We start from the raw sequence: 20,234 nt of genomic DNA on the forward strand, positions 1-20,234 counted from the left end.
AACGTGAATGGCAGGAAAACTCCCGTGAACAGGAAAGCGAATCAGGAGGTTACGGGCTCCCGGAGGGCGGGGCCGCCGGGAAAGCGGCCGCCTTCCGCCGACCGGGGGTCCAGGAAGATCTCAGCGTGCTCGAACCGGTGGTACGGGATCGACGCCCCGGTAGCCGTCGGGGAGCACGGCCTCCCCTACGCCGACATCGGCCGCTGCACCCTGATCGACTGGAGCAGCCCCACCGCCACCCACACCGCGAACATCGACGAGCCTCCGTACGAGACGAACGGGAGCGGCAGGCCGGTGACCGGCATGATGCCGAGGGTCATGCCGATGTTCTCGAAGGCCTGGAAGGCGAACCAGGAGACGATTCCGGCGGCCACGATCGTGCCGTACAGCTCGGTCGTCTCACGGGCGATGCGGCAGGCGCGCCACAGGACGACGCCCAGGAGGAGGATTATCAGGCCGGCGCCGACGAAGCCCAGCTCCTCCCCCGCGACCGTGAAGACGAAGTCCGTCTGCTGTTCGGGGACGAACTGGCCGGTGGTCTGCGAGCCGTGGAAGAGACCCGCGCCGGTCAGGCCGCCGGAGCCGATCGCGATGCGGGCCTGGTTGGTGTTGTAGCCGACGCCCGCGGGGTCGAGGTCCGGGTTGGCGAAGGCCGCGAAGCGGTTGATCTGGTACTCGTCCAGGATGTGCAGCTGCCAGACGGCGATCGCTCCGAGCGCCCCCGTGCCGAGCAGGCCGAAGACCCAGCGGTTGGAGGCGCCGGAGGCGAGCAGCACGCCCAGGATGATGATCACCATGACCATGACCGAGCCGAGGTCGGGCATGAGCAGCACGATCAGGATCGGGACCGAGGCCAGGGCCAGGGCCTGGAGGACCGTGCGGTGGTCGGGGTACTTCTTGTCGCCGGCGTCGACCCGGGCCGCCAGTATCATCGCCATCCCCAGGATGATCGTGATCTTGACGAACTCCGAGGGCTGGAGCGAGAAACCGCCGCCGAGCACGATCCACGAGTGCGCGCCGTTGACCGTCGAGCCGAGCGGCGTGAGCACCAGCAGGATCCCGAACACCGAGAGGCCGTAGAGAATCGGCACGGCGGTGCGCAGGGTGCGGTGACCGAGCCAGACCGTGCCGATCATCAGGCCGAGCCCGATGCCGGTGTTCATGAGATGCCGGATCAGGAAGTAGTACTGGTCGCCCTGGTTGATCTCGGTGCGGTTGCGGGTCGCGGAGAACACCAGCAGCGAGCCGAGCAGGGACAGGGCGAGGGCCGCCAGCAGCATCGGCCAGTCCAGGCGGCGGGCCAGCGAGTCGCGGGCGAAGACGCGGGTCCAGCCCGCGCGCCCGGGGCCGTACCCGGAGACGGAGAAGCTGTTCACGCCGGTCATGTGAGCATCCTCCGGCTTCCCCTCCTACGAGGCCGCCTGCGGGTGTTGCGGTTGCCGGTCCCGGGCGAGGCCGTGGTCGCCGCGGGCTGCGACGCGTCCGGGGAGGGAGATCCCGACGGGGTGGCCTGGATGTCCTTGGCCGGGTCGTCCGAGACCTTCGGGGACTTGATGGTGCCGTCGGTGCGGACCTTCGGCAGGTTCTTCTCCGGCGTGGGCAGCAGCGCCTTCTTCTTGTCGATGGAGCCGTCCGACTGGACGCCGTACATCGCACTGTAGATGTTGCGCACGGCCTCACCGGAGGCGCCGGAACCCGTACCGGCCTGGGCGATGGTCATGATGACCGTGTAGTCCTTGGAGTAGGTGGCGAGCCAGGACGTGGTCTGCTTGCCGTAGACCTCGGCGGTACCGGTCTTGCCGTGCAGCGCGATCTTGTCCTGAGGCCAGCCGCCGAACTTCCACGCGGCGGTACCGCGGGTGATGACGCCCGCGAAGGCCTCGTTCATGCCCTTGAGGGTCGCCTGGGTGACCGGCAGCTTCCCGGCCTTCTTCGGCTTGATCTCGTGGACGGACTTGCCGTCGGCGCTGATGATCGCCTTGCCGATGGTCGGCTGGTACATGGTGCCGCCGTTGGCGACGGCGCCGTACATCACGGCCTCCTGGATCGGCGTGACGAGGGTGTCGCCCTGGCCGATGGAGTAGTTGATCTCGTCACCCTCGCGCATCTTGTTGCCTTCGAGGCAGTTCTCGTACGCGATCCTCTCGACGTACGAGCCGTTCTTCTTGCCGCTCTTGCACCAGGCGTCCTTGTTGGCCTTCCAGTAGTTCAGCTTCCACTGGCGGTCGGGGACGCGGCCGGTGACCTCGTTGGGCAGGTCGATGCCCGTCTCCTTGCCGAGGCCGAACTGGTGGGCGGTCTTGAAGAACCAGTCCTTGGGCTCGCCCTTCTTCGGGTTGATGCCGCCGTCCTTCTTCCACTCCCGGTCGGCGAGGCCGTAGAAGACGGTGTCGCAGGAGACTTCCAGGGCGCGGCCGAGCGAGATCGGGCCGAAGTTCTCCCCCTCGAAGTTCTTGAAGACCTGGCCGCCGACGGAGTACGAGCTGGTGCAGGGGTAGCCGCCGTCCCACACGTAGCCGGCCTGGACCGCGGCGGCCGTGGAGACCACCTTGAACGTCGAACCGGGCGCCGCCTGACCCTGTATGGCCCTGTTCAGCAGCGGGTAGTCGGAGTTCTTGCCGGTGAGTGCCTTGTAGTCCTTGGCCGAGATGCCGCCGACCCAGACGTTCGGGTCGTACGTCGGCGCGGACGCCAGCGCGACGATACGGCCGGTCTTGGCCTCCATCACGACGACGGCGCCGGAGTCGGCCTTGTAGTTCTCGCCGGTGTTCTTGTCGAACTGCTGGCGGGCGACCTTCATGGCGTGGTCCAGCTCGTACTCGGCGACCCGCTGGACACGGGAGTCGATGCTGGTGACCAGGTTGGAACCGGGCTCGGCGGCATCCGCCTCGGCCTTGCCGATGACACGGCCGAGGTTGTCGACCTCGTAGCGGGTGACGCCGGCCTTGCCGCGCAGTTCCTTGTCGTACTCGCGCTCAAGCCCGCTGCGGCCGACCTGGTCGGAGCGCAGGTAGGGCGATTCGCTGTCCTTGGCCTGCTGGATCTCGTCGTCGGTGACCGGGGAGAGGTAGCCGAGGACCTGGGCGGAGTTGGACTTGCCGGGGCCCGGGTAGCGGCGCACGGCCTCCGGCTCGGCGGTGATGCCGGGGAAGTCCTCGGAGCGCTCGCGGATCTGCAGGGCCTGCTTGGCGGTGGCCTCGTCGGTGATCGGGATCGGCTGGTACGGGGAGCCGTTCCAGCACGGCTGCGGGGTCTTGGCGTCGCACAGCCGGACCTTCTGCATGACCTCCTTGGGCTTCATGCCGAGGACCCCGGCGAGCTTCGTCAGGACGGCCTCGCCGTCGTCCTTCTGCTTCAGCAGGTCGGTACGGGAGGCGGAGACGACGAGACGGGTCTCGTTGTCGGCGATCGGGACACCGCGCGCGTCCAGGATCGAGCCGCGTACGGCGGGCTGGACGACCTGCTGGACGTGGTTGCCGGACGCCTCCTTCTGGTACTCCGCGCCCTCGCGGATCTGCAGGTACCACAGGCGGCCGCCGAGGGTGCCGAGCAGGGAGAGGACGAGGATCTGGATCACGACGAGCCGGATCTGGACGCGTGGGGTCCGTCCGGTCTCGGGAATGTTGGTCACTGCGGCTGCCTCCCCCTTTCAGTGCGTGTGCGACGTGTACGACGAGTGCGACGAGTGCGACGAGTGCGACGAGTGCGACATGTACGACTCATATACGACGAACCTGTGCGCCCGGCCGCCGGCCAACTGGCATGCGCTCACAGCCGCTTGACCCCCTTGATGCGGCCGACGCGGGCGGTGCGGGTGCGGGCCTTGGTCTTGAGGCTGCCGAGGCCGCCGCGCTGGCCGCCGATGCGCAGGCCGGTGCCGGAGGAGAGCCAGCCGGAGGAGATATCGGTGCCCTTGGCCGCGGAGTTGGTCTCCGCGAGGGGGTTGTTCTCGGCCTTGCGGGCCAGGGCCATGACCGCGGGGACGACGAACGGGGCGAGCAGCAGGTCGTACAGGGCGGCGGTGAACAGCAGGCTGGTCATGCCGACATGACGGGCGGCGGTGTCACCGACGAGGGCGCCGACACCGGCGTACAGCACCGTGGAGCCGATCGCGGCGGCGACCACGACGAGCATGGGGCCGGTGGCCGACTTGAGCCGGCCGTTCTCCGGCTTGATGAGTCCGGCGAAGTAGCCGATGACGCACAGCACCAGGGCGTAGCGGCCGGCCGCGTGGTCGGCGGGCGGGGCGAGGTCGGCGAGGAGTCCGGCGCCGAAGCCGATGAGGGCGCCGCCGACATGGCCGTACACCATGGCCAGGCCGAGGACGGTGAGCAGCAGTATGTCCGGGACGGCGCCCGGGAGATGCAGGCGGGCGAGGACGCTCACCTGGACCACCAGGGCGACGACGACCAGCGTGGTGGAGAGCAGGATCCGGTTGAAACGCATGGGGGATTCAGCTCCTACTGCTCTTGCTGCTGGTCGTTGGCGGTCGCGGAGGCGGACGGGGTGACCGTCACGGTCACCGTCGGGGTCGGGGTCGGCTTCGGCTTGGCCGGGAGCACCTCGTCGCGCGGGTCCTTCTTCGGGGCCTCGACGACGACGCCGACGATGTCGAGCTTGGTGAAGCCGACGAACGGCGTGACGTAGAGGGTGCGGGTCAGGCCGCCGCCGGAGGGGTCGACCCTGGAGACGATGCCGACCGGGACGCCCGGCACGAAGGGCTTGTCGGCCTGGGAGCCGAAGGTGACGAGCCGGTCGCCCTTCTTCACCTCCGCCTTGCCGTTGAGGAGTTCGACGCGCAGCGGGCGGTCGCCCTGGCCGGAGGCGAAGCCGAGTTCGTCGCTGCCCTCCATGCGGGTGCCGACCGTGAAGTCGGGGTCGTTGGCGAGCAGGACGGTGGAGGCGTCCGGGCCGACCGTGGTGACGCGGCCGACGAGACCGTCGCCGTTGAGGACGGTCATGTCGCGCTTGATGCCGTCGTTGGCGCCGACGTCGATGGTGATGGTCCAGGAGAAGCCCTGCGCCGCCCCTATGGCGATGACCTCGGCTCCCTTGATGCCGTACTGGCCCTCGCCGGCGACCTTCAGCATCTTGTCGAGCTGCTTGAGGCGGCTGCGGTTGCGGTCGTCGCTGCCGAGCTTCGCCTTGAGGGCCGCGTTCTCCTTCTCCAGCTTCGCCAGCCGGTCGTGCCGTTCGCCGGAGTTGCGGATGGCGGAGACGGCATTTCCTACGGGATCGACCGCCGACGACACCCCGTTCTCGATCGGACCGAAGACCGCGGCCGCGGCCTGCCGGGCGCCGTCGACAGGGGAGTTCTGGCCGCCGCGGATATCCACCGTGATCAGCGCGAACGCGATGGCGATCAGCAGCACCAGGAGCAGCCGGCTCTCTTTCGTGTCCCTCACGTGCGGCGGCCGTGCCCTTCCTCATTGGAATGAAGTTTGTGGGAGGTTATGCCTCTATATCAACGATCCGCCGCACGAGAGGAGATCATCTCGTACGGCGGAATCGAAGAGTTACATCATCTGCGCGGCTGGGCGTCCAGGACCTGCTGCAGTGCCTCGAACTCCTCGACGCACTTGCCGGAGCCGAGCGCGACGCTGTCCAGCGGGTCCTCGGCGATGTGGATCGGCATGCCGGTCTCGCGGCGCAGCCGCTCGTCGAGCCCGCGCAGCAGGGCGCCGCCGCCGGTCAGAACGATTCCTCGGTCCATGATGTCGCCGGACAGCTCCGGCGGGCACTTGTCGAGCGTCGTCTTCACGGCGTCGACGATCGCGTTGACGGGCTCCTCGATCGCCTTGCGCACCTCGGCGGCGGAGATGACGACGGTCTTGGGCAGCCCGGAGACGAGATCCCGGCCGCGGATTTCGGTGTGCTCGTCAGCGTCGAGATCGTACGCCGAACCGATCGTGATCTTGATCTGCTCGGCCGTCCGCTCACCGAGGAGGAGGCTGTACTCCTTCTTGATGTGCTGGATGATCGCGTTGTCCAGCTCGTCGCCCGCGACGCGGATGGACTGGGCGGTGACGATGCCGCCGAGCGAGATGACCGCGACCTCCGTGGTGCCGCCGCCGATGTCCACCACCATGTTGCCGGTGGCCTCGTGGACCGGCAGGCCGGAACCGATGGCGGCGGCCATGGGCTCCTCGATGATGTGCACCTGGCGCGCACCGGCCTGGGACGACGCCTCGATGACGGCGCGGCGCTCGACTCCGGTGATGCCGGAGGGCACGCAGACGACGACGCGCGGCCTGGCCAGATACCGCCGCTTGTGGATCTTCAGGATGAAGTAGCGGAGCATCCGCTCGGTGATCTCGAAATCGGCGATGACACCGTCCTTCAGCGGACGCACGGCGACGATGTTGCCCGGGGTCCGCCCGATCATCTTCTTCGCTTCCGCGCCGACCGCCAGGATGCCACCGGTGTTGGTGTTGATCGCGACAACGGACGGCTCGTTGAGTACGATCCCGCGACCCCTGACGTACACCAGCGTGTTGGCGGTCCCGAGGTCGACAGCCATGTCACGGCCGATGAACGACATTGAGTTCCCCATCAGGATTCGTCTGGCCTTCCCACGAGCTTTTGAGGGCTTTTCAGGTCGGCGAGGTGGGTGCTGTGACGTGAAGGCTTCCATCGTAGACGCGCCTGCACGAACACTGCGCGAGGGTCTTCGCCATTGTCAGCATGCGCTGTGCCGCCTCGCTTCTGGAGACGACCCAACGGGGGCACTCGTTCCCCCGATCGCCACGCATATGCCAAAGGATGGCCGAAAACGTACGGCCACCGCAGGTCAGGCAGCCGGGTCGAGGTGACGGACTCTCAGAAAAATTCCCGAAAATATTTACGCGCACCCCCGCCGTGGACGGCTCCGCGCACGGCTCCGCCGGGAACACCGGGACGGACGGGAGCGACCCAACGGCCGGCACCGCCGGGGCTTCGGCGCCTTTCCGATCGGGGCAGCCCATCCGTCCATGGGCCATGGCGACTAGGCAGACGCCCGAACCGACCGCCTCAACCACCAGGCGGACGAGGCCACACCTGACGACAGGGTCGAACTTCACGTGCGGGCCGCCCCCGCGCGCCTCGGCGACCGGCGGACCCGGCCAGACCCGGCCAGACCCGGAAACCATCGGGGCTGCAGTGCAGCACCGGCCCTCTCCTTCGGGAACGGGCGAGCTCTGCCGGACGGTCGCCACCGAGGGGGCCGGGAAGGGCCGACAGACGGCGTCCACCGACCAGCTCCGACCGCCAACTCCGCCGCCGAACCCTCGGGTCCCTCCCGCCGACCGACGAGACCACGCCTGACCGCAGGATCGGATTTCAGGTACGGGTCCGTCCTGCGAGGCGGTCGCCCCCGGCGGGACAAGAAGAAGCCGACGGACGACGTCCACCGACCGTCAGGACCGCCAAACCCACCAGGCAGCCACCCCCTCGCCACCGAACCCCCGCGCCCGGCACGCCCCGCCGAGACCAGAAGCCATCGGAACCGTAGAGCAGCACCGGCCCTCTCCGACCCCGCGGACCCCGCCGCCCCACAGACCTCCCCCGCGCCCCCGCGACCGGCACGCCCGGCCGGGGCGGAAGCCGTCGGGGGGTTAGGGCGGCACCGGTATTTTCCGGTCCCTCGGGACCCGGTCGGCAGACCGGCCCGGTCGGCGGACCAAGGTGGGATCCGCTCAGCCCCCGGAACGGTTACGCGCGGCCAGGGAAGAAGATCTTGACCTCGCGCTCCGCCGACTCCTCGGAGTCGGAGGCGTGGATCAGGTTCTCGCGGACGATGACGCCGTAGTCGCCGCGGATGGAACCGGGGGCCGCGGCGATCGGGTCGGTGGGGCCGGCCAGAGCGCGCAGGCCCTCGATGACGCGCTCGCCCTCGACGATCAGGGCCACCACCGGGCCGGAGGCCATGAACTCCACCAGCGGCTCGTAGAAGGGCTTGCCCTTGTGCTCGCCGTAGTGCTGCTCCAGGGTCTCCTGGTCCAGCGTGCGCAGCTCCAGCGCGGTGATCTGCCAGCCGGCCTTCCGCTCGATACGGCTGATGATCTCGCCGGTCAGGCCGCGACGGACGGCGTCGGGCTTGAGCAGGACGAGGGTGCGCTGGGTCACGGGGAGGCTCCTTCTTACTGACGTGTGCGGTGCAACGAGGTTACAGGGCGTGTCCGGCCGCCCGTTACGCAGCGTCAGGTGTAGTGGAGGCGTCGGCCTGGGCCGCGAAGCGGGCCTTCGCCTCGTCGATCTTCCGTCCGTAGTGCACCGAGGCCCACCACAGCGCCGCGAACACCGCGCCCATGAAGTACATCGTGGGGACGAAGACGCCGGAGGCGATCAGCGCGATCTGAAGCGCCCAGCCGAGGGCCACTCCCCCGGGACGCGTCACCACGCCGCACAGCGCCACGCACAGGAACATGGCGATGCCGCTGACCGTCCACACGGTCGACGTCGACAGGTCAGGGTCCTTCATCGCCACCAGGCCGGCGAAGCCGATGACGAAGAACTCGCCGATCAGGGTCGAGGAGCAGAGCGTACGCATGAAAATCCTCCTCAGCCCTTGCCCAGCAGCAGGCGGGCCTCGCCCACCGTGATGACCGAGCCGGTGACCAGTACACCGCCGCCCGCGAACTCGCCCTCCTCCTCGGCCAGCGTGATCGCGGCCTCCAGGGCGTCGGGCAGCCGCGGCTCGACCTGGACCCGCTCCTCGCCGAACACCTCGACGGCGATCGCGGCCAGCTCGTCGGCGTCCATCGCCCGGTGGCTGGAGTTCTGCGTGACGACGATCTCCGCGAAGATCGGCTCGAAGGCCTCCAGGAGCCCGCGCACGTTCTTGTCGCCGCTCGCGCCCACCACACCGATCAGACGGCTGAAGTCGAAGGCCTCGCCGATCGCCTCGGCCGTGGCCCGCGCGCCCGCCGGGTTGTGCGCGGCGTCCAGGACGATCGTGGGCGAGCGGCGCACGACCTCCAGGCGGCCCGGCGAGGAGACCGCCGCGAAGGCCTTGCGGACCGTGTCGATGTCCAGCGGCTGCGCGCGCTGCGCGCCGACGCCGAAGAACGCCTCCACCGCGGCGAGGGCCACGGCCGCGTTGTGCGCCTGGTAGGCGCCGTGCAGGGGGAGGTACACCTCGGGGTACTCGCCGCCCAGGCCGCGCAGGGTGAGGAGCTGGCCGCCGACGGCGACCTGGCGCTCGATCACGCCGAACTCCAGGCCCTCTCGGGCCACCGTCGCGTCGACCTCGACCGCCTTCTTCAGCAGCACCTGCGCCGCGTCCACCGGCTGCTGGGCCAGGATGACCGTCGCGTCCTGCTTGATGATCCCGGCCTTCTCCGTGGCGATCTCGCCGGGGGTCTCACCGAGCCGGTCCGTGTGGTCCAGGTCGATGGGGGTGACCACGGCGACGTCGGCGTCGATCACGTTCGTCGCGTCCCAGCTGCCGCCCATCCCGACCTCGACGACGGCGACGTCGATGGGCGCGTCCGCGAACGCGGCGTACGCCATGCCGGTGAGCACCTCGAAGAAGGAGAGCCGGAACTCCTGCTGGGCGTCGACCATCTCGATGTACGGCTTGATGTCCTGGTACGTCTCGATGAAGCGCTCGGCGGAGATCGGGGCGCCGTCCAGGCTGATGCGCTCGGTGACCGACTGGACGTGCGGGGACGTGTAGCGGCCGGTGCGCAGGTCGAAGGCGCCGAGGAGGGCTTCGATCATGCGGGCCGTGGACGTCTTGCCGTTCGTGCCGGTGATGTGGATCGAGGGGTACGACCGCTGCGGCTCCCCCAGCACGTCCATCAGCGCGGCGATGCGGCTGACGGACGGCTCCAGCTTGGTCTCGCCCCAGCGGGTGGCCAGCTCGGTCTCGACCTCGCGCAGGGCCTTGTCGACCTCGGGGTCCTCGGGCCTCGCGGGTACGTCTGCCTGTGGCGCGCCGCCTTGGGTGCGCAAGGTGCGGCTGCCGGCCTCGATGACCGCGAGGTCGGGGTCGCGGTCGGTCTCCTCGGCGATGATCTCTTCGAAGGCGTCGAGGGGGTCGGGCGTGTCACTGGTGCCGGGCGCTTCGCTCACAAGGCCAGTCTACGGAGCCGGGGTGACAAAGGGTGCGGTGGCCTGGCAGATCGTGCGCCCGAGGGGGCGGAGTGGCTCCTGTTGTCAGGGGGACGCGGTCGCCCGTGGTCGATCCCGCCCACGCGGCTGAGCCGCGCATTCACGCGGCCCCGCGCCCCCGAGACCGGCGAAGGCCCCCGGAACCTCGCAGCTCCGGGGGCCTCAGTGCCGTACGGGCCCTTACGCCTGGGGGAGGCGGTCCAGCTGGGCCTGGATACGGGCGATGTCCTCGTCCGCCTTGGCCAGCCGCGTGCGGATCTTCTCGACCACCTGGTCGGGGGCTTTCGCGAGGAACGCCTCGTTGCCGAGCTTGGCCGTGGCCTGCGCCTTCTCCTTCTCGGCGGCGGCCAGGTCCTTCGCGAGGCGCTTGCGCTCCGCCGCCACGTCGATCGTGCCGGAGAGGTCGAGGGCGACCTCGGCGCCGGCGACCGGCAGGGTCGCCGTCGCGGTGAAGCCCTCGCCCTCCGGCTGGAGGCGCAGGAGCTGCCGGATGGCGGCCTCGTGCGGGGCCAGCGCCGTGCCGTCGAGGGTGAGGCGGGCCGGGACGCGCTGGCCGGGCTGCAGACCCTGGTCGGCGCGGAAGCGGCGGACCTCGGTGATGACAGACTGGAGGGACTCGATCTCCAGCTCGGCCGTCTTGTCACGGAAGCCACTGTCGGCCGGCCACTCGGCGATGACGACCGACTCGCCGCCCGTGAGGGTGGTCCACAGGGTCTCGGTGACGAACGGGACGACCGGGTGCAGCAGCTTGAGGGTGACGTCCAGGACCTCGCCCAGGACGCGCTTGGAGACCTCGGCCGCCTCACCGCCCGCCTGGAACGTCGTCTTGGACAGCTCGACGTACCAGTCGAAGACCTCGTCCCACGCGAAGTGGAAGAGGGCGTCGGACAGCTTCGCGAACTGGAAGTCGTCGTAGAACGCGTCGACTTCGGCGACGACCGAGTTGAGGCGGGACAGGATCCAGCGGTCGGTCGCCGACATCTTCGCCGGGTCCGGCAGCGGGCCGTCCACCGTCGCGCCGTTCATCAGCGCGAAGCGGGTGGCGTTCCAGATCTTGTTGGCGAAGTTGCGGGAGCCCTGGACCCAGTCCTCGCCGATCGGGACGTCGACGCCGGGGTTGGCGCCGCGCGCGAGGGTGAACCGGAGCGCGTCGGAGCCGTACTTGTCCATCCAGTCCAGCGGGTTGACCGCGTTGCCGAAGGACTTCGACATCTTCTTGCCGAACTGGTCGCGGACCATGCCGTGCAGGGCGATGGTGTGGAACGGCGGGGTGCCGTCCATCGCGTACAGGCCGAACATCATCATCCGGGCGACCCAGAAGAAGAGGATGTCGTAGCCGGTGACCAGGACGGAGTTCGGGTAGAACTTCGCGAGCGACTCGGTCTGTTCGGGCCAGCCCAGCGTCGAGAAGGGCCACAGTCCCGACGAGAACCAGGTGTCGAGGACGTCCGTGTCCTGACGCCAGCCCTCACCGCTCGGAGGCTCCTCGTCCGGGCCGACACAGACGACTTCGCCGTCAGGGCCGTACCAGACCGGAATCCGGTGACCCCACCACAACTGCCGTGAGATGCACCAGTCGTGGAGGTTGTCGACCCAGTCGAAGTAGCGCTTCTCCATCTCCTGGGGGTGGATCTTGACCTTGCCGTCACGGACCGCGTCGCCGGCGGCCTTCGCGAGCGGGCCGACCTTGACCCACCACTGCATGGACAGGCGCGGCTCGATGGTGGTCTTGCAGCGCGAGCAGTGGCCGACGGAGTGGACGTACGGCCGCTTCTCGGCGACGATCCGGCCCTCGGCGCGCAGGGCGGCCACGATGGCGGAGCGGGCCTCGAAGCGGTCCAGGCCCTGGAAGGGGCCGTGGACGGTGATGACGGCGTGCTCGTCCATCACGGTGATGGCGGGCAGGTTGTGGCGCTGGCCGATCTCGAAGTCGTTCGGGTCGTGGGCCGGGGTCACCTTGACGGCGCCGGTGCCGAACTCGGGGTCGACGTGCTCGTCCGCGACGACGGGGATGGAGCGGTCGGTCAGCGGCAGCCTGATGAGCTTGCCGACCAGGTGCTTGTAGCGCTCGTCCTCGGGGTGGACCGCGACGGCGGTGTCGCCGAGCATGGTCTCGGCACGGGTCGTGGCGACGACGATGGTGTCGTCCCCCTCGCCGTACTTCATGGAGACCAGTTCGCCGTCGTCGTCCTGGTACTCGACCTCGATGTCCGAGATCGCGGTGAGACAGCGCGGACACCAGTTGATGATGCGCTCGGCGCGGTAGATCAGCTCGTCGTCGTAGAGCCGCTTGAAGATGGTCTGAACGGCCTGGGACAGGCCCTCGTCCATGGTGAAGCGCTCACGCGACCAGGCGACGCCGTCGCCGAGGCGCCGCATCTGGCCGGAAATCTGCCCGCCGGACTCGGCCTTCCACTGCCAGACCCGCTCGACGAACGCCTCACGGCCCAGGTCGTGGCGGGACTTGCCCTCCTTGCCCAGCTCCCGCTCGACGACGTTCTGCGTGGCGATGCCGGCGTGGTCCATGCCGGGCTGCCACAGCGTCTCGTGACCCTGCATCCGCTTGCGGCGGGTGAGGGCGTCGATGAGCGTGTGCTCGAAGGCGTGCCCGAGGTGCAGGCTGCCGGTGACGTTCGGCGGCGGGATGACGACGGTGTACGCGGGCTTGTCGCTCTTCGCGTCCGCCTCGAAGTAACCCCGCTCTACCCAGCGCTCGTACAGCGGCCCCTCTACATCGGCCGGCGCGTACTGGGTCGGCAGTTCGGGGTCGGGCGCTGGTGGCTGCTGCTGAGCGTTGTCGGTCACCCGGTCAGTTTAGAGGTGTCACGACCCAGTCCCGAAACGCGATTCTTCTGTAACGGTGCGCCCCCCGATGCAGTGGGCTTCCTGTGCCTGCGCCAGGATGTCAGGAACACATAAGCTCTGGAGGGGAACCCAGAAATGAGTCACAACCAGCCGGGCCCGTACGGCGGGCAGCCTCAGCAGCCTGGACCGTACGGCCAGCCGGGTCCCTACGGCCAGCCGCCGCAGGCCCCCCAGCCCGGCTACGGCTACCCCCAGCAGGCCCCTCCCGCCCAGCCCGGCTACGGCTACCCCCAGCAGGGCGTCCCCCCGCAGCAGAACCCGTACGGCCAGCCCACGGCTCCCTACGGCCAGCCCGGGTACGCCGTCCCCGAGCCGCCGGCTCCGGGCGGCGGCAAGAAGAAGACGGGCCTGATCATCGGCGCGGTGGCCGTGGTGGCGGCTGTCGGGGTGGGCGTGTTCTTCGTGGTCGGGAAGGGAAGCGCGAGCGGCGGCTCCGACGTCCCCGACGACGGTGCGCACAAGCTGACCACCCCGGCGGTGGTGCTCGGTGAGTACAAGAAGAGCGACGACGCCGGTGGTCCGATGTCGGACGGCGACCTGAAGGACGCCGAGTCGTGGGGGGTGAAGGACGCCAAGGACGTCAGCGCCGGCTACAAGGTGGAGAACAAGGACAACCCCCTCGCCACGAAGATGATCACCTTCGGCGGCGTCTACGGCACCATCGACGACCCGGAGAAGGCCGTCGACGGTTTCTTCGCCTACTCGAAGAAGGACGCCAAGAAGGACGACGTCACCTTCGAGGGCAGCCCGAAGGTGTACACGCCCAGCTCGCTGGACGGTGCGGTCCTCAAGTGCCAGACCGCCAGCGCCAAGAACACCGAGAGCGGCTCGTCGGGCATCGCGAAGACCATCAAGTTCACGTTCTGCGTCTGGGGTGACCACAGCACGCTCGGCATGGTGATGCCCATGCAGTACTCGGACGTCCTCGCCGGGAAGTCCACCGACCCGGCGGATGCGGCCGAGATGACGGCGAAGCTCCGCAAGGAAGTACGCGTCAAGGCCTGACACCTCGGCCCCGAACGAAGAGGGGCCCCGGCCGGTTCGCCCGGCCGGGGCCCCTTTCGTCGTGCGCGGTGGTGCGGCTACGCGGTCTTCTGCTCGCCCTGCCCGCGTCCCCGAGCTTCCCGCGGGATCAGGGTCGGGTTCACGTTCGAGTGGACGACGTCCGCCGTGATGACGACTCGGGCCACGTCCTTGCGGGACGGGACCTCGTACATCACCGACATGAGGACCTCCTCCATGATGGCGCGGAGGCCTCGGGCGCCGGTCTGGCGGAGGATGGCCTGGTCGGCGATGGCCTCCAGGGCCTCGCGCTCGAAGTCCAGCTCCACGCCGTCGAGTTCGAAGAGGCGCTGGTACTGCTTGACCAGGGCGTTGCGGGGTTCCACCAGGATCTGCAGGAGGGCCTCGCGGTCCAGGTTGTGGACCGACGTGATCACCGGGAGACGGCCGATGAACTCGGGGATCATGCCGAACTTGACCAGGTCCTCCGGCATGACGTCCTCGAAGACGTCCTTGGCTTCGAGTTCACGCTTGGAGCGGATCGTCGCGCCGAAGCCGATGCCCTTGGCGCCGGCCCGGGCTTCGATGATCTTGTCCAGGCCCGCGAACGCGCCGCCCACGATGAACAGGACGTTCGTCGTGTCGATCTGGATGAACTCCTGGTGCGGGTGCTTGCGGCCGCCCTGCGGCGGGACCGAGGCCGTGGTGCCTTCGAGGATCTTGAGCAGGGCCTGCTGTACGCCCTCGCCCGACACGTCGCGGGTGATGGAAGGGTTTTCACTCTTCCGCGCGACCTTGTCGATCTCGTCGATGTAGATGATCCCCGTCTCGGCCTTCTTGACGTCGTAGTCCGCGGCCTGGATGAGCTTCAACAGGATGTTCTCTACGTCCTCGCCCACATAGCCGGCCTCCGTGAGAGCCGTCGCGTCCGCGATGGCGAACGGAACGTTCAGCATGCGCGCCAGCGTCTGTGCGAGGAGTGTCTTGCCGGAGCCCGTGGGGCCCAGCAGGAGGATGTTGGACTTCGCCAACTCGATGGCGTCGTCGCGGCCTTGGGCGCCGCCGTTCTCCCCCGCCTGAACCCGCTTGTAGTGGTTGTACACCGCGACTGAGAGAGCTTTCTTGGCGGCCTCTTGGCCGACTACATAGCCCTCCAGGAACTCGTAGATCTCGCGGGGCTTGGGGAGTTCCTCCCAGCGCACCTCGCTCGTCTCCGCGAGTTCCTCCTCGATGATCTCGTTGCAGAGATCGATGCACTCGTCGCAGATGTACACACCGGGCCCTGCGATGAGCTTCTTGACCTGCTTCTGGCTCTTGCCGCAGAACGAGCACTTGAGCAGATCGCCGCCGTCACCGATGCGTGCCACGGTGTGCTTCCCCTTCGCCTGGGAGACGCCTGGACGCTAGAGTCCAGCGGCTCCTGGTGCTGCCTTATGTCCGACGGTACCTTGCCGGGCCCCCCGTTCGGGCCCCCCTTGGCACGGTTCACTTTGACGTGCACCGTGCCAAGGACCACAAAGGGCGGGTCCTCCGCGTCAGCGGACTGAGGCGTTGTTCATCTTCCGGGTGGAGATGATCTGGTCGACGATGCCGTATTCGAGCGCCTCCTCGGCCGTGAGGATCTTGTCGCGCTCGATGTCCTCACGGACCTTCTCGATCGGCCGGTTGGTGTGCTTGGCGAGCATCTCTTCCAGCTGCGTACGCATCCGGGTGAACTCGTTCGCGATGATCTCCAGGTCGGAGAGCTGTCCGCGGCCGGTGGAGCCGGCCGGCTGGTGGATGAGGACGCGGGAGTTCGGCAGCGCCATGCGCTTGCCGGGCGTACCGGCGGCGAGCAGGATGGCCGCGGCGGAGGCCGCCTGGCCCATGCACACCGTCTGGATGTCGGGCTTCACGAACTGCATCGTGTCGTAGATCGCCGTGAGGGCGGTCATGTCGCCGCCCGGGCTGTTGATGTAGATCGAGATGTCCCGGTCGGGGTCCATCGACTCCAGGCACAGCAGCTGCGCCATGACGTCGTTGGCGGAGGCGTCGTCGATCTGGACGCCGAGGAAGATCACGCGCTCCTCGAAGAGCTTCGCGTACGGGTCGTACTCGCGGATGCCCTGGGAGGTGCGCTCGACGAAGCGCGGAATGACATAGCGGCTCTCGGGCCGCGGCCCGTCGTAGAGGCCGCTGGCGGCGCCGGGGAAATTGCTCATATGCGTGTTCACCGTCCTGGTGGCGTTCTGGGGGCTGGAGTACTCGACGGAGCGTGCGGAACCGGGCCGGTCAGGCACCGGTGCCGCCGCCACCCGGAACACCGGAGGCATGCGTGATGATCTCGTCAATGAGACCGTACTCCTTGGCCTCTTCCGGGGTGAACCAGCGGTCGCGGTCGCCGTCACGGACGATCGTCTCGACGGTCTGGCCGGAGTGCAGCGCGGTCAGCTCGGACATGGTCTTCTTGGTGCGCAGCAGGTACTGGGCCTGGATCTTGATGTCCGAGACCGTACCGCCGAGGCCCGCGGAGCCCTGGTGCATCATGATGTCGGTGTGCGGCAGGGCGAAGCGCTTGCCGGCGGTGCCGCCGGTGAGCAGGAACTGGCCCATCGAGGCCGCCATGCCCATGCCGATGGTGACCACGTCGTTCGGGATGTACTGCATGGTGTCGTAGATCGCCATGCCGGCCGTCACCGAGCCGCCGGGACTGTTGATGTAGAGGTACACATCCTTGTTCGGATCGGCGGCGAGCAGCAGCAGCTGTGCGGTGATCTTGTTGGCAATGTCGTCGTCGACCTGCTGGCCGAGGAAGATGATCCGCTCGCCGAGCAGCCGGTTGTAGACCTGGTCGCCGAGGCCACCACCGATGGAGGGCTCGCCGGCGGCGGAGGGCATCAGATTCGTCACGTATCCACCTGCTCGTCTTACGACGGCGCCGGGCCGTCTCGCGTGGTCCTGCCGGAGGCTTGGCGGGGGGCTTCAGGAGACTCCCCTGCCCCCGTACTCATGGACCCTAACGCTCAGGCCCCCTCGACGAATCCCGGAGATGAGGGTGTTCGCCGGGGGCGTAGTTCCGTGGGGGATTCGGTGCGCTGCCGAGTGCGGGTGCGTTGTGGCTGGTCGCGCCCACTCGGCGGAGCCGCACCTGTCACAGCCCCGCGGCCCCGGGGCCAGCACTCGCACCCGGGTACGACAACGGGCCCCGGGGTTGGTCCCCAGGGCCCGTCCACGCCGTCAGAGGCGCCGTAGGGCTCAGCCCTCGGCCTTCTCCTCGTCCGCGCCCTCGGCGGCGCCCTCGACGGCCTCCACCGTCTCCGTGGCGGCCTCGACCTCGTCCTCGTCCTCCAGGTCGACGATCTCGCCGTTGGTGTCCTTCACCGTGGCGGCCTCGACCACGACGGCCAGGGCCTTGCCGCGGGCGACCTCGCCGACGAGGAGGGGCACCTGGCCGCCCTCGACGACGGCCTGGGCGAACTGGTCGGGGGACATGCCGGAGGAGGCGGCACGCCGCATGAGGTGCTCGGTGAGCTCCTCCTGGTTGACGTTGAGCTTCTCCAGCTTGACCAGCTCGTCGAGGACGAACTGGGTCTTGATGCCCTTGACCGCGGCCTCGCGGGTCTCGGTCTCGAACTCCTCGGCGGTCTTGCCCTGGATCTCCAGGTACTTGTCGAGGGTCAGGCCCATCTGGCCGAGCTGGTGGTGCTCCAGGTTGTGCTTGCGGGTGTTGATCTCGTCCTCGAGCAGCTTCTCGGGGACCGGGACCTCGACCAGTTCGAGCAGCTTGTCCAGGACACGCTCCTGGGCCTGCGTGGCCTGGTCGTACTGCTTCATGTTCTCCAGGCGCTTGCGGCTGTCGGCCTTGAGCTCCTCGAGGGTGTCGAACTCCGAGGCGAGCTGCGCGAACTCGTCGTCCAGCTCGGGCAGTTCGCGCGCGGCGACCTGGGTGACCTTGACGGTGACCTCGGCCTCCCGGCCGGCGGCGGAGCCGCCCTTGAGCTCGGAGGTGAAGGTGGCCTCGCCACCGGCCTCCAGGCCCTTCACGGCGTCGTCGATGCCGTCGAGCAGCTCGCCGGAGCCGATGGTGTAGGAGACACCGTCGGCGATGCCGTCCTCCAGGACCTCGCCGTCGACCTTGGCCTCCAGGTCGATGGTGACGACGTCGCCGTCCTCGGCGGCACGCTCGACCGGGGAGGTGGAGGCGAAGCGCTCACGGAGCTGCTCCACCGACTTCTCGATGTCCTCGTCGGTCACCTCGACGGCGTCGACCTCGACCTCGATACCGGAGTAGTCCGGGATCTCCAGGGCCGGGCGGATGTCGACCTCGGCGGTGAAGTTCAGCGTCTCGCCGTCCTTCAGCTCCGTGATGTCGACCTCGGGCTGGCCGAGCGGGCTGAGCTCGGCCTCGTTGACCGCCTCGGTGTAGAACTTCGGGAGCGCGTCGTTGACGGCTTCCTCAAGCACCGCACCGCGACCGAACCGCTGGTCGATGACACGGGCCGGGATCTTGCCCTTGCGGAAGCCCTTCACCGTGACCTGCTGGTTGATCTTCTTGTACGCCGCGTCGAGGCTGTCCTTGAGCTCCTCGAAGGGCACCTCGACAGTGAGCCGAACCCGGGTCGGGTTCAGGGTCTCCACGGCGCTCTTCACGGTTCGGTCTCCTTGTGGCTGACTTCTTGGTTTTCGCCGGAGCCAGAAAGGTCCGGCGGATAGCCGCCCGGAGGAGTTCGTAGGCCGAGTGGGCCGGGACACACGGGCGCGCAGCTTGCATAGTAACCGCAGCAGCTGGACGCCCCAAAAGGCGATCACCGGGCGTGGCCGACGAATGTTCTCGGCCGGTGGTCGGGGTGGCGGGATTTGAACCCACGGCCTTCCGCTCCCAAAGCGGACGCGCTACCAAACTGCGCCACACCCCGTCTGGTGCGACACGTAGGGTACATGCCCGCAGGCAGTGCAGACGCCGCATTTGCCGAGCCGCCGGACGCGCGGTGGGGTCGTACGCAATGAAGTGTGCGGCGACCGCATGCGACCCGCTACGATGCCTCCTGTGCCGCGGTCGGACGATCTGTGGCGCGTCCCGTGCGGGCGTAGCTCAATGGTAGAGCCCTAGTCTTCCAAACTAGCTACGCGGGTTCGATTCCCGTCGCCCGCTCTGTACGGCTCAGGGCCAGGTCAGAGGATGATTCCTCCGCCTGGCCCTGATCGTTTCCTGGTGCTGCGATCAGCCCGGGGTGTCCCCCCGCGGGTCCGTGGACTCAGCCCGCCTGTCCCTGCTCCGTGCCGGTTGTCGGCGGGACCGCCCGGAGCTTCGCCTCAAGCTGCACCCAGGACAGGTCCGGGCCCTCGAGCTCGACGACAGCGCTCCAGACGGCGGGCAACTCGGTGAACTCCCCGAACGGCTCCCGGTGCATACGGACCACCCGGGCCGGGGGAATCGCGGCTCCCGGTGGGCTGTCCACCGGGAGTACCGAATCGCCGAGGAAGACCCCCCGCTCCAGACTGACGCTGCGGGCGTGGCAGACCACCCGGTGCGCCGAAGGACGCTCGTAGACGATCAACACGCGCAGTAGTCCCACGGGCTCAGTGCCCATCATTGTGCGGATGCCTCCATCCGACCGGCCCCCGGGCCGGCCGCTCGGGGTGTCAGAGCGACGCGGCCTCGCCCGCGTGGACGGCGCGCAGGGCGCGCTCGACGGTCTCCTGGTTCTCGCCGACCGGAGCCACATAGTCGAGGACGTCGCGCGCGGCGTCCTCCCCGAGGGTGCGGGTGATCACCCATGTGGCGAGATACTGGGACGCGAGGCAGCCCCCCGCCGTGGCGATGTTCCCCTCGGCGTGGAACGGCGCGTCCAGCACGGTGACGTCGCAGGCCTCGACGAAGGGCCGACTCTTCGTGTCGGTGCAGGCGGGCATGCCGTCCAGCAGTCCGAGCCGGGCGAGCACCAGCGCGCCGGAGCACTGCGCACCGATCAGCTGCCGGGAGGGGTCGAGCGGCAGCCTGGAGATCAGCCGGTCGTCGGCGACCACGTCGCGCGTCTTCACCCCGCTGCCGATCAGTACGACGTCGGCTTCGGTCACGAACTCCATCGGGCGCTGCCCGGTCACCTCGACGCCGTTCATGGACGTGACCACCGGCGTCGGCGTCGTGATGAAGGCCTCCAGGCCGTCCTTGCGGCACCGGTTGATCAGCGCGGAGGCGATGAAGCTGTCGAGCTCGTTGAATCCGTCAAAGGTGACCACGGCTGCCCGCATGGGATCCCCTGGGAAGTTCGGAAGTACGGCACTGGTGGCCG

16 protein-coding genes and 2 tRNA genes are annotated in these 20,234 nt (G+C 68.7%); 2 read left to right on the plus strand and 16 right to left on the minus strand.

Features of this window, described 5'->3' with window-relative positions:
• Window positions 1-185: 185 nt before the first annotated feature.
• The 9 genes from rodA to ACIPSA_RS04345 form a co-directional block, all read right to left on the minus strand.
• Window positions 186-1,385 (minus strand): rod shape-determining protein RodA, encoded by a 1,200-nt coding sequence (gene rodA, locus ACIPSA_RS04305; protein WP_402628549.1) that lies wholly within the window; start codon window positions 1,383-1,385, stop codon window positions 186-188.
• Window positions 1,382-3,631 carry a penicillin-binding protein 2 gene (gene mrdA, locus ACIPSA_RS04310; RefSeq protein ID WP_402628551.1) on the minus strand — a complete coding sequence of 750 codons (2,250 nt, stop codon included), beginning with the start codon at window positions 3,629-3,631 and terminating at the stop codon, window positions 1,382-1,384. Before mrdA ends, rodA begins: the two co-directional genes overlap by 4 nt.
• Window positions 3,632-3,768: 137 nt before the next feature.
• Entirely contained in the window at window positions 3,769-4,446 is a 678-nt protein-coding gene (mreD, locus tag ACIPSA_RS04315; RefSeq protein ID WP_402628553.1) for a rod shape-determining protein MreD, read from the minus strand.
• A gap of 14 nt (window positions 4,447-4,460) precedes the next feature.
• Window positions 4,461-5,405 (minus strand): rod shape-determining protein MreC, encoded by a 945-nt coding sequence (gene mreC / locus ACIPSA_RS04320; RefSeq protein WP_402628555.1) that lies wholly within the window; start codon window positions 5,403-5,405, stop codon window positions 4,461-4,463.
• Window positions 5,406-5,521: 116 nt separating this feature from the next.
• On the minus strand, window positions 5,522-6,541 hold the full coding sequence (locus ACIPSA_RS04325; RefSeq protein ID WP_004931372.1) for a rod shape-determining protein: 1,020 nt from the start codon (window positions 6,539-6,541) through the stop codon (window positions 5,522-5,524).
• 1,151 nt (window positions 6,542-7,692) lie between these two features.
• Window positions 7,693-8,106 (minus strand): nucleoside-diphosphate kinase, encoded by a 414-nt coding sequence (ndk, locus tag ACIPSA_RS04330; RefSeq protein ID WP_030943193.1) that lies wholly within the window; start codon window positions 8,104-8,106, stop codon window positions 7,693-7,695.
• Between the two features lie 64 nt (window positions 8,107-8,170).
• Window positions 8,171-8,530: a DUF4233 domain-containing protein gene (locus tag ACIPSA_RS04335; protein ID WP_402628556.1), complete on the minus strand. Its 360-nt coding sequence runs from the start codon at window positions 8,528-8,530 to the stop codon at window positions 8,171-8,173.
• A gap of 11 nt (window positions 8,531-8,541) precedes the next feature.
• Window positions 8,542-10,056 (minus strand): bifunctional folylpolyglutamate synthase/dihydrofolate synthase, encoded by a 1,515-nt coding sequence (locus ACIPSA_RS04340; protein WP_402628558.1) that lies wholly within the window; start codon window positions 10,054-10,056, stop codon window positions 8,542-8,544.
• A 219-nt stretch (window positions 10,057-10,275) separates the two neighbouring features.
• Window positions 10,276-12,900 (minus strand): valine--tRNA ligase, encoded by a 2,625-nt coding sequence (locus tag ACIPSA_RS04345; RefSeq protein WP_402628560.1) that lies wholly within the window; start codon window positions 12,898-12,900, stop codon window positions 10,276-10,278.
• 135 nt (window positions 12,901-13,035) lie between these two features.
• On the opposite strand from ACIPSA_RS04345, the gene ACIPSA_RS04350 reads away from it, so the two are divergent.
• On the plus strand, window positions 13,036-13,965 hold the full coding sequence (locus ACIPSA_RS04350) for a hypothetical protein (RefSeq protein WP_402628562.1): 930 nt from the start codon (window positions 13,036-13,038) through the stop codon (window positions 13,963-13,965).
• A gap of 77 nt (window positions 13,966-14,042) precedes the next feature.
• On the opposite strand, the gene clpX is transcribed toward ACIPSA_RS04350, so the two are convergent.
• The 5 genes from clpX to ACIPSA_RS04375 all read right to left on the minus strand — a co-directional run bounded on the left by clpX (window position 14,043) and on the right by ACIPSA_RS04375 (window position 18,857).
• A complete protein-coding gene (gene clpX / locus ACIPSA_RS04355; protein ID WP_402628564.1) occupies window positions 14,043-15,329 on the minus strand; it encodes an ATP-dependent Clp protease ATP-binding subunit ClpX in 1,287 nt (428 codons plus the stop codon).
• A gap of 168 nt (window positions 15,330-15,497) precedes the next feature.
• Entirely contained in the window at window positions 15,498-16,163 is a 666-nt protein-coding gene (locus ACIPSA_RS04360) for an ATP-dependent Clp protease proteolytic subunit (protein WP_402628565.1), read from the minus strand.
• A 70-nt stretch (window positions 16,164-16,233) separates the two neighbouring features.
• Complete coding sequence (locus ACIPSA_RS04365) at window positions 16,234-16,839, minus strand: ATP-dependent Clp protease proteolytic subunit (RefSeq protein ID WP_402629477.1); 606 nt, start codon at window positions 16,837-16,839, stop codon at window positions 16,234-16,236.
• A 357-nt stretch (window positions 16,840-17,196) separates the two neighbouring features.
• Window positions 17,197-18,591: a trigger factor gene (gene tig / locus ACIPSA_RS04370; RefSeq protein ID WP_402628567.1), complete on the minus strand. Its 1,395-nt coding sequence runs from the start codon at window positions 18,589-18,591 to the stop codon at window positions 17,197-17,199.
• A 189-nt stretch (window positions 18,592-18,780) separates the two neighbouring features.
• Window positions 18,781-18,857, minus strand: a tRNA-Pro gene (locus tag ACIPSA_RS04375).
• A 165-nt stretch (window positions 18,858-19,022) separates the two neighbouring features.
• Here ACIPSA_RS04375 and ACIPSA_RS04380 point away from each other — a divergent pair.
• Window positions 19,023-19,093: transfer RNA gene (locus tag ACIPSA_RS04380), tRNA-Gly, on the plus strand.
• Window positions 19,094-19,196: 103 nt separating this feature from the next.
• Here the strand turns inward: ACIPSA_RS04380 and ACIPSA_RS04385 are convergent.
• Window positions 19,197-19,535, minus strand: a complete 339-nt coding sequence (locus ACIPSA_RS04385; protein ID WP_402628568.1) for a hypothetical protein — start codon at window positions 19,533-19,535, stop codon at window positions 19,197-19,199.
• Between the two features lie 49 nt (window positions 19,536-19,584).
• Entirely contained in the window at window positions 19,585-20,193 is a 609-nt protein-coding gene (locus ACIPSA_RS04390; RefSeq protein ID WP_402628570.1) for a DJ-1/PfpI family protein, read from the minus strand.
• Between the last annotated feature and the right edge of the window lie 41 nt (window positions 20,194-20,234).

It is taken from the genome of Streptomyces sp. NPDC086549 (genome assembly GCF_044746205.1).
Lineage (GTDB): Bacteria > Actinomycetota > Actinomycetes > Streptomycetales > Streptomycetaceae > Streptomyces.